Source organism: Mycobacterium shottsii (assembly GCF_010728525.1).
Lineage (GTDB): Bacteria > Actinomycetota > Actinomycetes > Mycobacteriales > Mycobacteriaceae > Mycobacterium > Mycobacterium marinum.
Genome location: NZ_AP022572.1, coordinates 2,318,766 through 2,331,188, shown reverse-complemented (window position 1 = coordinate 2,331,188; position 12,423 = coordinate 2,318,766). Strand labels below are relative to the sequence as shown.

General features: G+C 63.5%; 5 protein-coding genes and 2 pseudogenes. 1 reads left to right on the top strand and 6 read right to left on the bottom strand.

Annotated elements, in window-relative coordinates; all coding sequences use genetic code 11:
- Nucleotides 1-110: 110 nt before the first annotated feature.
- From G6N41_RS10980 to fgd, 4 genes and pseudogenes are all read right to left on the bottom strand, one after another.
- Complete coding sequence (locus tag G6N41_RS10980) at nt 111-971, bottom strand: endonuclease domain-containing protein (RefSeq protein ID WP_198967361.1); 861 nt, start codon at nt 969-971, stop codon at nt 111-113.
- A 178-nt stretch (nt 972-1,149) separates the two neighbouring features.
- On the bottom strand, nt 1,150-2,316 hold the full coding sequence (locus G6N41_RS10975) for an acetate kinase (protein WP_198967360.1): 1,167 nt from the start codon (nt 2,314-2,316) through the stop codon (nt 1,150-1,152).
- Nucleotides 2,306-4,390 (bottom strand): annotated as a pseudogene (pta, locus tag G6N41_RS10970) (phosphate acetyltransferase). Before pta ends, G6N41_RS10975 begins: the two are co-directional and overlap by 11 nt.
- 7 nt (nt 4,391-4,397) lie before the next feature.
- The gene (gene fgd, locus G6N41_RS10965) at nt 4,398-5,408 is read right to left on the bottom strand and encodes a glucose-6-phosphate dehydrogenase (coenzyme-F420) (RefSeq protein WP_198967359.1); all 1,011 of its coding nucleotides are present in this window, start codon (nt 5,406-5,408) and stop codon (nt 4,398-4,400) included.
- 189 nt (nt 5,409-5,597) lie between these two features.
- Between fgd and G6N41_RS10960 the strand changes: the two genes are divergently transcribed.
- Entirely contained in the window at nt 5,598-6,350 is a 753-nt protein-coding gene (locus G6N41_RS10960; RefSeq protein ID WP_198967358.1) for an MBL fold metallo-hydrolase, read from the top strand.
- Nucleotides 6,351-6,373: 23 nt separating this feature from the next.
- Here the strand turns inward: G6N41_RS10960 and G6N41_RS10955 are convergent, their stop codons facing one another.
- Nucleotides 6,374-10,591, bottom strand: coding sequence for a type I polyketide synthase (locus G6N41_RS10955; protein WP_198967357.1), 4,218 nt, complete (start codon nt 10,589-10,591; stop codon nt 6,374-6,376).
- Nucleotides 10,588-12,357 (bottom strand): annotated as a pseudogene (locus G6N41_RS10950) (AMP-binding protein). Before G6N41_RS10950 ends, G6N41_RS10955 begins: the two are co-directional and overlap by 4 nt.
- Nucleotides 12,358-12,423: the final 66 nt, after the last annotated feature.

The following is a 12,423-nucleotide window of genomic DNA, read 5'->3' as shown; positions in this document are numbered from 1 at the left end:
CTTTGCATCGGGTGTGTGTCGGTGGACTCGGGTGTGCGATCCTGGCGTAAAAATCCGGGAACCGGATCCCTGCCGGCACCTTCGAAGCCGCACACGCGCAGTCAAACTCGCTACGGCACGGCCGATCTGCGTTCATCCAGGGCAGCGGTGACCCGGCGCAGGATATCGACGCGGCGGTCCTCGGCCACCACCCGAATGACGATCCACCCCATCCGCTCGAGCATTTCACCGCGCCGAATGTCTTTGACGTACTGCTGGCGGTCGCTGCGATGGTGATCGCCGTCGTATTCGACGGCCACCATGTACCGCTCCCACCCCATGTCGAGATACGCGACGGGCACACCGTTGACGCCCAGCACGGGCAGCTGGGTCTGAGGGCGAGGGAGTCCGGCGTCGATCAGGAACAGCCTCAGATAGCTCTCTCGCGGCGACTGTGCTCCCGGGTCGACCAATTCCAGCGCGGTCTCCAGTTGCCGCAATCCACGAGTTCCGCGGTGGTTTCTGGCGACCTGCAGCACATCGGCCACCGTGAACCCGGTTGCGCGCGCCAGCGCGTCCAGCCGTACCACCGCCGAGCGCATGGCTCCGCGGCGGCCGATGTCGAAAGCGGTGCGCTCGGCCGTGGTGACCGAGTACCCGCCCAGGAACTGAGTTTCGCCATCGATCAGCACGTCGCGGCGGGTCAGCACGCCAGGAGGTGGGCGGGAGCGAGCGCAGATCAGCTCAACCGGGACGTCCTCGGGAATCCACTTCGCGCCGTGCAACGCCGCTGCCGCCGCACCGCCGACCGTCGCCGAACCGCGCGACCACAGCCAGGCGGCGGCAATCCTGCTCTGCAGACACGGGTGCACCCCGGCGGACAGATAAACGTTCGGCAGGACCGGCCGGTACCGGGTCCGCAATTGATGGCGCGTAACCGCTCCACACGCCAGTGCCTTACTGCCGATAAACGGGGCTCTCAAATCACACATGACGCGAAGACTCGCACGCCAACCGCGTTCGGCGTCTTCGTCTTTGCACAGGTTCGGCATCGAGTGTGTGCTGTGGGCTTCGGGCGTGCGCCGACGGCGCCATGGCTGGGCAGATTCCGCCCGACAGGCACGCTCAAAGCCCTGGGCGCAAGCTCACAGTTCTCCCGCGCTCGGCTTCCTATACGGCGACCAACACCGAGCAGCAATGCCGGGCAATAGCCAGTTCTTCGTTGGTCGGTATCACCAAAACGGTGACCGGCGAGTCGTCGGCGGAGATCCGGCGCGCGCCACCGGACGGGCAGGCGTTGCGCCCCTCATCCAGGCTGATCCCTAGTTCGGCCATCCCGGCCAGGGCGTCTCGGCGCACCGCCGCGTCGTGCTCGCCGATCCCGGCGGTAAAGCTCACCACGTCGGTGTGGCCCAGCACCGCCAGGTAAGCGCCAACGTACTTGCGCAGCCGGTGAATGAAGACGTCGTAAGCCAATTCGGCCGCCGGGTCGCCGGCGTCGATCATTGCCCTAAGCCGGCGAAAGTCCCGCTCGCCTGCCAACCCCAACATCCCGGACCGGTGGTTGAGCATTGATTCGATCTCATCAACACCCAACTTTGCGGTGCGCCAAAGGTATCCAATAACCCCGGGGTCCAAGTCACCGCTGCGGGTGCCCATCACCAAACCCTCAAGCGGCGTCAGACCCATCGACGTCTCCACCGGCCGTCCTCCCGCAACCGCTGAAGCCGACGCGCCGTTACCCAGATGCAGCACAATCTGATTCAGATCACCAATAGGCTTGCCCAGGAATTCCGCGGCCTGTTGGCTGACGTACTCATGGGATGTCCCGTGGAAGCCATAGCGGCGAATTTTCCAGACGTCCGCCAACTCGCGATCGATGGCGTAGGTGGCCGCCGCGGGCGGGAGCTGGTGAAAGAAGGCGGTGTCGAAGACCGCGATGTGCGGGACGTCGGGCAACAACGCACGCGCCACCCTGATGCACAACACCGCGGGCGGATTGTGCAGCGGGGCCAGCGGCGATAGCTCATCGAGCTTGCCGATCACCGCATCGTTGAGCAGCGTCGGTTCGTAAAAGTCCTTGCCGCCGTGCACTACCCGATGACCCACCGCGACCAGGCCGCAGGACTGAAGGTCGATGTCGTCTTCGGCCAAGATCTCGAACACTCGGCGCAGGGCCGCGTCGTGGTCGGGCACCGATGACGATTCTTCGCCGATGCGCTCGATGTTTCCGGTCGCCCGTGACATACCGGAATCGGGTTCGACGAGCTGAAACTTCAGGGATGAGGATCCAGAGTTGAGGACCAGCACAACACGATTCGGACGGCTAGCGCTCATGAACACCCTGAGCTTGAATTGCGGTGATGGCGACGGTGTTGACAATGTCCTCCACCAGAGCACCCCGGGACAAGTCGTTGACCGGCTTGCGCAGGCCCTGCAGTACCGGGCCGATCGCCACCGCACCGGCGCTGCGCTGCACCGCCTTATAGGTGTTGCTGCCGGTGTTGAGATCCGGGAAGATCAGCACCGTCGCCCGGCCGGCAACCGCAGAATCGCGCATTTTGGTAGCCGCGACCGACAGGTCCACCGCGGCGTCGTACTGTATGGGGCCTTCCACCATTAGCTGCGGATCCCTTTCGCGCACTAGTTCGGTTGCCGCTCTTACCTTGTCGACGTCCACCCCGGATCCTGATGCGCCGGTGGAGTAGGAGACCATGGCCACTCGCGGCTCGACGCCGAACTGCGCGGCGGTGCGCGCCGAACAGATAGCGATATCGGCCAGCTCCTCGACGGTCGGGTTCGGGATGATCGCGCAGTCACCGCACGCCAGCACCCGATCGGGCAGGCACATCAAGAAGATGCTGGAGACGGTGGACACGCCCGGAACGGTTCTGATGATCTGCAGCGCGGGGCGAACCGTGTGGGCCATGGTATGTGCGGCGCCGGAGACCATGCCGTCGGCCATGCCGTTGTATACCAGCATGGTACCGAAATAGGTTGCGTCGTTCATGATCTCGCGGGCCTGCTCGTGGGTGACCCCCTTGGCCTTACGCAGCTGCGCATACTGATCGGCGAACTCGTTGCACAAGCTACTGGCACGCGGGTCGATCACCGTGGCGCTATCCAGGCTGACTCCGAGTTCAGCTGCACGCAAACGGATTTCGGCCTCGTCACCGAGAATTGTCAAATCGGCGACGTTGCGCTGCAATAGCCGACCAGCGGATTTGAGAATCCGGTCGTCTTCACCTTCGGGCAAGACGATGCGCTGGCGATCCGAACGCGCCTGCTGCTGCACGCGGTACATGAACATCTGCGGTGTGGTGACCGTCGGGATCGGGATCGCAAGCTTCGCCAATAGATCCTCGATGTCAACGTAGCGGTCCATCAATCCCAGCGCGGTGTCGATCTTGCGCTGCGACGTCGCCTTGACCCGGCCGCGAGCCGTCGCGGCAGCGCTGGCGGTGTCAAAGGTACCCAGATCGGTTCCGATGATGGGCAGTCGCAGCCGCAGTCCGGCAACCAGCGAGGCGATCGACGGGTGCAACTCGAACCCGCCGTTGAGGACGATGCAGGAAAGCGATGGAAAGCCCTCGGCCGCATGGGCACTGGCCACGGCGAGCACCACATCGGAGCGGTCACCGGGAGTTATCACGGCCATGCCGTCGCGCAATCGCTCCAGTACATGATCTGCGGTCATCCCGGCGACCAGCAGGCTGGTGATCTCCCGGCCCCACAGCGAGGTATCGCCACTGATCGGTGTTCCGTTGACGGACTTCTCCAACTCAGACACCGTCGGCGCGGACAACAACTGTTCTTCGGGCAGCACATAGCTGGGCGGGGCGAAGGCCCGCAACGCATCACCGACGGCCGCCAACTGCGCGGGCTCACATCGGTTGGCCACCACGGCCGCGGTGTGGGCGTGCTGTGCGGCCAGCTCGGCCAGGCACACCGCGACGACTCCGGAGACCTGATCCGCGTCACGGCCTTTTGCCCTCACGGCCAGCAGCACCGGGGCTCCGAGGTTGACCGCGATGCGCGCGTTGACCGACAGATCGGTGGGCGTGGTGACGTCGGTGTAGTCGCTGCCGACGATCACCACCGCGTCGCACGCATCGGCCATCGCGTGGTAGGCGGCGACGATGTCCGCTATCGCGGCCTCGAGGTCGTCGTGCAGCTGTTGGTAGGTGACGCCGACGCATTGCTCGTAGGACAGTCCGGCAGTGGTCTACTCCAGCAGCAATTCGAGAATGTAGTCACGACGCTCGCCGCGGCGGGTGATCGGCCGGAACACGCCGACCTTGGCCACGGTGGCGGCCAATCTGTGCAGGATCCCCAGGGCGATCGTTGACTTGCCGCTCTCCGGTTCCGGGGCGGCGATGTATATGCCGGTGGCGCCCGAGCCGGTCGACACCTGTTGGTCAGCCAAGTCGCCGCAGCCTGGGGGCCAGGTCCTTTTCGAACAGTTCCAGGAACCGAAGCTGGTCGTGGCCGGGCGCGTGCAACACCAGATGGTTCAGACCCCAGACCACGTACTGGCCGACCTTCTCGACGGCTTCGTCGGGGTCCGAGGCCACGATCCAGCGCTTGGCGATCTGCTCGATGGGCAGCGCTTCGGCGGCCGCCTCCATCTCGATCGGGTCCCCGATGCTGCGCTTCTGCTCGGCGCTCAGCGACAGCGGCGCCCAGAACCGAGTGTTGTTCAAGGCCAGCTCGGGATCGGGATCGTAGGAGATCTTGATTTCGATCATCTTGTCGATGTCGTCGATATTGCGGTTGTTGATCGCGGCGCCTTCGCGGACCGCTGGCATCAGCTTCTCGCTGTAGAGCTCCTCGCCCTTGCCGGAGGTGCAGATAAAACCGTCGCCGGCACGGCCCGCATACTTGGCCACCGCCGGACCGCCCGCGGCGATGTAGATCGGCACTCCCCCTTCCGGCACGTCGTAGATCGAAGCCCATCGGAGCCGGTAGTACTCGCCGTCGAAGTCGACGCGGTCGCCGCGCCACAGTTCGCGCATCAACCGCACCGATTCGCGTAGCCGGGCGAATCGCTCCTTGAATTCGGGCCAGACGCCCTGGTAGCCGGTGGCAACCTCGTTCAGCGCCTCACCGGTACCCACTCCGAGAAAGATCCGGTCCGGGTAGAGACAGCCCATGGTGGCAAACGCCTGGGCGATGACGGCGGGGTTGTAGCGGAAGGTGGGGGTCAAAACCGAGGTCCCCAGCTGCAGCCGTTTGGTCCGCTCGCCCACCGCGGTCATCCAGGCCAGCGAGAACGGCGCGTGCCCACCTTCGTGACGCCACGGCTGAAAGTGGTCGCTGACGGTGGCGCTGTCCATGCCGTGCGCTTCGGCGGCCACGGCAAGCTCGACGAGCTCACGCGGCGCAAATTGTTCGGCCGATGCCTTGTATCCGAGTTTCAGTTCAGCCACTAGTTCTTTCTACTCCTAGGCCCTCGGCCTAGGAGTAGGCCCTCGGTCGCAACCCGCCGCGCCCGGCTCCGCCGCGCTCGCGATCGCTCCACGCCCTCGGTCGCGACCCGCCGCGCCCGGCTCCGCCGCGCTCGCGATCGCTCCACGCCCTCGGTCGAGACCCGCCGCGCCCGTCCTACACTCGCGGGCATGCCCCACCAGCGCACGGAGCTCGTCCAGGTCACCGACAAGGTCCATCTCGCCCAAGGACCCGCGGTCAACTGGGTGCTGGTCACCGACGAGACCGGTGTGATGCTGATCGATGCCGGCTATCCCGGCGACCGCAACAACGTGCTGACGTCGCTGCGCACGCTGGGCTACGGCCCCGGCGACGTACGCGCGATCCTGCTGACTCACGCCCACATCGATCACCTGGGCACCGCGATCTGGTTCGCCGCCCAGCACGGCACCCCGGTGTACTGCGATGCCAACGAAGTCGGTCACGCCAAGCGTGAGTACCACGAGAGCGCCTCACCGCTCGACGTCGTGTTGCGCAGTTGGCGCCCGCGCACCGCGTTGTGGGGCATTCATCTGGTGTTTAGGGGCGGCCTACGCCGCGCCGGCGTTCCGAGCACGCAGGCCCTGAGCGCCGAAGTGGCTGCGGCCCTGCCAGGTCACCCGATACCCATTCCCACTCCGGGTCACACCAGCGGACATTGCTCATATCTGGTCGACGGCGTCCTAGCCAGCGGCGACGCACTGATCACCGGTCATCCCATGCTGAGCCATCGGGGGCCCCAACTGCTACCGGCGGTGTTCAGCAAGGTCCAGGAAAGGTGCATCCGCAGCCTGTCCACGCTGGCCCAGTTGGAAGCAGACACCTTGGCGCCCGGCCATGGGAGCCTCTGGCGCGGGCCAATTCGGTTGGCCACAGAGGAGGCCCGGGCTCGCGCCCAGCGCTGAGCCAGCATCTGCGATCACGCCCTTTACCCGGCGCGGATCAACCCAGAAATCCACCCGTGAAGCGCCGTCGTTGTCGCATCACTGGATGTGGTGATCATGTCGAAATGATCACCGGGGACTTCAACCACAGAGTAGGAAGCCTCTGCGGTGGCGACTCGCCAGCGATTGATCCGTTCTTCGCGCACCCGCTCGCAGGCAGCTGTTTCGTCCATCGCGATCATGTTGAGCAGCGGAACAGCCGACACGACGGGTTCCCAGGTACCAAAGAGCGCGGCGTAGCTTGCGGCAGCGGTCAACCGGGTCGCATTCAGTTGATCCAGCTCGCGGGCCATGCTGGTCACCCGCCGGGAAAAGAGGGCTCCTGTTTCGTTGACGCCGACCTGATCGGGGTTGTCGGCGTTCACGATCTGGCTCGGCAAATAGGTGTCGATGAGGGCGACTCCCAGCGGTTTCCGTTGGTGTCGCTCGGCCAGATAGGAAGCGAGGGCATGGGCCAACACCCCACCCGAGGAATAGCCGGCCAGCACCAAATGCGGATGGTCGCCCACGGCATGAAGGATTGCCTGGGCGGCGCCTTCGAGAACCACCTCTCGGTCTTGGGGCAACGCGTCGTCGGGGTCGAAACCAGGTAGCGAAAGAGCGTGGAATGAATGGCGGCCCGCCATCGCACGCGCAACATCGAGATACGCATGCGGACTGGACAGGACTGTCAAGGTGGGCAGGCACACCACGGCCACATCCGATCGGCCGCCCGCTAGCAGGACGACCTCTTTCCACTCCCGCTTTGGGACCGGCGTGGTCATCCGCTCGCGGCCGTTGGCCGCCAGCGCGACGATCTTCCAGCCGTCGTCATCCCGACCCGCGTCGCACGTTTGAAGAAACAGGTCGGTGAGCGCATCGACTCGATCGAGTTCTGGCGTTGCACCGGTGGGGTTTTGGTGGTGTAGGTGCGATAGCAGGTGATCGGCTAGTTGGGTTGGGGTGGGGTAGTCGAAGGCGGTGGTGGCTGAAAGTGTTACCCCGGTGAGGGTCTTGAGCCGGTTACGTAACTCGACCGCGCTCAGCGAGGTGAGCCCGGCGTCGCTAAACGCCTGCCCGGCATCGAGCTGGGCTGCCCCGTCACGACCCAACACCGCCGCGGTGTGTTCACACACCATCGCCAGCACCGCCGCCTGCTGCTCGGCATCGGACAAACCCTGCAACCGGGCGGCAAACCCCTGGCCCACCGCCGCGCCCGCAGCCTCGTGGGCGCCCGGACCGGCCTCATCGGCGAGCACCTGCCCAACACAAACCTGCTGACCCACCCCGAACCGATCGGCCAGCCAAAACCGTTCATGGGCAAAGGCATAGGTCGGCAACCCCACCCGCTGCCCCCCACACCCGGCCAACACCGAAGCCCAATCCACACCCGCACCCCGGACAAACGCCTGCGCCACCGCGCCCACCACAGCGAAAGGCTCGGGCCGATCCTTACGCAACGTCGGCACCGCCACCACCGGCGCCTGCGCCAACGACTCCTCGATCAATGACGTCAAACCACCGGCCGGCCCCACCTCCACAAACCGGGTAGCCCCCGCCGAATGCGCGAAAGCCACACTGTCGGCAAAACGCACCGCCTCCCGAATGTGGCGCACCCAATAATCAGCCGACCCGTAATCCTCAGCCACCAACTGACCGGTCACATTCGAGATCACCGGAATAGCCGGCCGCCCCGCATACACCTCATCAGCCACCGCCCGGAACTGCTCGAGCATCGGCTCCATCAACGCCGAATGAAAAGCATGCGACACCGCAAGCTGGCGCACCCGCCGCCCCTGAGCCGCCAACCGATCCGCGATCACACTGACCGCCTCCCGGGCACCGGAAAGCACCACCGACCCCGGACCATTGACCGCGGCCACACTGACCTGCTCACCCAGCAACGGCCGCAGCTCCTGCTCGCCAGCCTGCACCGCATACATCGCCCCACCACCGGGCAACGCCTGCATCAACCGCCCCCGCATCACCACCAACAACGCCGCATCCGCTAAATCCAGCACCCCACTGACATGAGCAGCACTCAACTCCCCCACCGAATGGCCCATCACCAAACCCGGCCGCATCCCCCACGATTCCAACAACCGATACAGCGCCACCTCCACGGCAAACAACGCCGGCTGCGCGAACTCGGTGGTGTTCAACAGCTCCGCGTCAGCACCCCACACCACCTCACGCAACGGACGAGCCAAATGCCGATCCAACTCAGCAACCACCGCATCAAAAGCCGCAGCGAAAACCGGATACCCCGCACACAACTCCCGACCCATACCCAGCCACTGCGCACCCTGACCGGGAAACACGAAAACCGTCTTGCCACCCGGCATCGCCACACCACTAGCCACCCCAACACCCGGACGGCCCTCAACCACCTCAGCCAACCCCGCCAACAACTCATCACGGTCCGCACCGACCACCACCGCCCGATGCTCAAACAACGACCGCGTCGTCACCAACGAATACCCGACATCCCCCGCATCAAGCTCCCGACCAGCCCGCACAAACTCCAACAACCGCCCCGCCTGAGCACCCACCCCCGCCGCCGTCCGCGCCGACACCACCCACGCCAACACACCCGCACCCGAGGACACACCCCCGCCAACAACACCCCCACCCACCTCAACAGCCTGCTCAACAATCACATGCGCATTCGTGCCACCAAAACCGAATGAGGACACCCCCGCCCGCCGCGGCCGCCCTACCACCGCCGGCCACTCCTGAAACTCTTCGACGACCGCAAGTCCCAATTCTGCGAACGGAATATTGGGGTTCGGAACCTCAAACGCGCCGCTGGGCAACAACTGTCCGCGCTCCAGCATCAAGACGGTCTTTATCAGGCCGGCGATTCCGGCTGCGCCTTCCAGATGCCCGATATTGGGCTTGATGCTGCCAATCATCAGGGGCTTGGCCGCCTGTCGCCCGCGCCCAAAGACTTGGCCTAGCGCGTGCGCCTCGATCCTGTCGCCCACCGATGTTCCGGTGCCGTGGGCTTCGACATAGTCGATTTCCGCGGGATCGATGTCGGCACACTTGCAGGCGCTATCAAGAACAGAAATCTGCGCTCTGGGATTGGGGGCCATGATCCCGTTGGACCGGCCATCCTGATTGACTGCCGAACCGGTCAGGACCGCCAGCACGGTTCGCCCGGCACGTCGCGCATCACTGAGACGTTCCAGGACGACAACGCCACACCCCTCACCGCGCACCATTCCGTCGGCTCGCGCGTCGAAAGCGCGGCAGGATCCGGTGGGCGACACCACGCCGGCTTCTTGAAATCCGCGCCATACTTCCGGCGAGATAAGAACGTTTGTTCCCGCCACGACGGCCAGGTCGCATTCCCCCGAAGCCAGGCTCTTGCGGGCCAGGTGTGCGGCGACCAGCGACGATGAGCAAGCCGTGTCGATAACGAGGGACGGCCCGTTCACGTCCAGGAAGTACGAAAGCCTGTTGGCGATGATGCTTGACGATCCACCCGTGTTGTCCCAAATGGTGGGCTTTCGCCCGCCGGGGAACAAGAGCCGCACATAGTCGGTCGACGAGACCCCGACAAATACCCCGGTGTGAGAAAGCTTCAATGTCTTGGGAAGAATCCCCGCGTGCTCCAGCGCGGCCCATGACGTCTCCAGCAGCAAACGCTGTTGCGGATCCATCAGCGCGGCTTCATCCGGCGGAATGTCAAAGAACTTGTTGTCGAATCCTTCGACGTCTTCCAAGAAACAGCCGTAGATCGTCTCTTGTTCGTCGCCGAGCCAGTCCGCCGCCGCCGCACCCAACCTGCGAGCTGGATATTCGGTGATTGCCGATTTCTTCTCGGCGAGAAAGTCCCATAGCGGCTCTACGCCGTGGACTTGTCCGGAGAACCTGCATGCCACACCGATCACGGCGATCGGCTCGTTTGTTGGTCCATTGCCCAGCACAGCGCAACCGGTATCGCTGTCTGCAGATCGTTGCGAGCCGTCGCCGCCCAGGACGCTCTTGATCACGTCATGCGCACTCGGATTGTCCCAAACAGCCAAATCGGGCACGCAAATTCCAAGGACGTCGGAGAGTTCACCGGGGATCGCCAGGACATCAATTGATCCCAGACCCAGATCCCTGAGCGGCAGATCGAGATTGACCTCGGCGGAGTCGCAGCCCGTTCGTGCCGCTATGTAGTGGGTAAACCATTCTTGAAGGGCTTCTGCAGAGTGCAGGCCGTCCGTCACTGCGGCACCTCGAGCTGCTCAAACCCAGCGGACAGATAGCGTTTGGCGCAAGCCGATCGACTGATCTTTCCACTGGTTGTCTTCGGAAGCGCTTGCGGTGGAACAAATAGGAAATCCGCTACGTGTAGACCATGCAGCCGCGACAATGCCGCCATCGCACGTTTCTTGACCAGCGGCAGCTCCACGCCGGATGAACCGGATGCGGGGCCGGTCGGTTTTACCTCGGCGACAATCACCAGCCGCTCGCTGCGCTCATCAGCTATCGAAAACGCCGCGACGCGACCTCGGGTAAATTCCTTGACGGTGTTTTCAATATCGTCTGGATAGTGATTGACACCATCCTGAATTATCAAATCTTTGCTGCGGCCGACTATGTAAAATCCTCCATCCCATTCGAACCCCAAGTCCCCGGTACGAAGCCACGGAGACCGGGGAGTTCCCGGCGACTTGTCACGTATCGTCGCATGAAACTTCTCTTTATTGAGGGCGTTGTCCACGTTGTGATATCCGCTGGATAGGTTGCCGCCATGGACCCAAATCTCTCCGATGCCCCCGGGGCTCAGTTCGACACAAGACTCGGGATCCACAATCCGCACCAATGGGTCCGCATCGAGCTTGTGATACCGAACTAATCGCGTCGTGTGTTCGGCGTCTGGGCCTTTTAGCTCAGCATGGCCGTTGGCCAGGCTTTGAGCATCGAATTCAGTCGATACCGGCGGGGTCCCAACCTCCGAGATCGCCACGTACACCACCGCTTCAGCCATTCCATAGGACGGCCTTACGGCCTCAGGCCGTAGGCCATACCGGCTAAACCGCTCCAGAAAGCTGTCAACAGTATTGGGCTGCACCCTTTCGCCACCGTTGAAAATGGCACTCAGATGCGCCAGGTCTAAGCCCGACATATCCGCGTCGGAAATTCTACTGGTCGCCAAGTCGAACGCAAAATTCGGCGCTGCAGTGGAAGGCTGATCCTGCTCGGCGAGCATCCGCATCCATCGAATCGGCTTGCGAACAAATGCCGCCGGACTCATAAAAAAAGATGGACAAGCACAATAAACCGGAGTGAGTAGGCCAATCATCAGCCCCATGTCATGGTAGAGCGGCAGCCAGGAAACTGTAGAACGCGGAAGACTCACCTCAGTTCCCTTGAACGGGAAAGCCGCTTTCGCGAACTGCCGGAAGTTTATCTCAACGTTTTCCAGAGATATTCGCGCGCCGCGGGGATTTCCAGTGGAACCGGAGGTTTACTGCAGATACATCCCGCCTTCAGGGGGCCGAAAGTCGTAAACGTCACTGGCGCCGGACGGCGAGAAATCCGCCACCTCAAAGGCATCCAGCGCTATCACAGGAGTGGTCACTGCCAGGCTATATGCGGCCAGCGTGGCCCTAACGGCGTCCTCGCCTTTGACAGTAGTGAGAACCACGGCGGCCGAGCAGTCGAGCAGGGCGAGGCCGGTGCGCTTGTCCTGCAGACCGCCCTGCGGTTCCGGCAGCGGAACGGGGCACCAGCCAGCGAAAAGTGCGCCGAGGAATCCGACAATATACTCAATCCCCTGCGGAGCGCAGATTGCCGCGAATTTCTGCCGTTCAAGATCGTCGTTGAGGCTGTTCAAGTATCTAGCTAGATTGGAGGCACGCACATAGATCTGTCGCCAGGTCAGCGCGCTGGTCCGGTCACCACTTCTCGTGTCGTATTCTGTGAACACAAAGCCTTCATGGTCGGGCTTGGCTTCCGCGAGTTCGCGCAGCTTGGAAATAAGAGACATATGAGTAAAATCCTCCAACTTCTTTTGCCCACGTTCTGATACTAAAATGCCCCGAACTACCCCCCG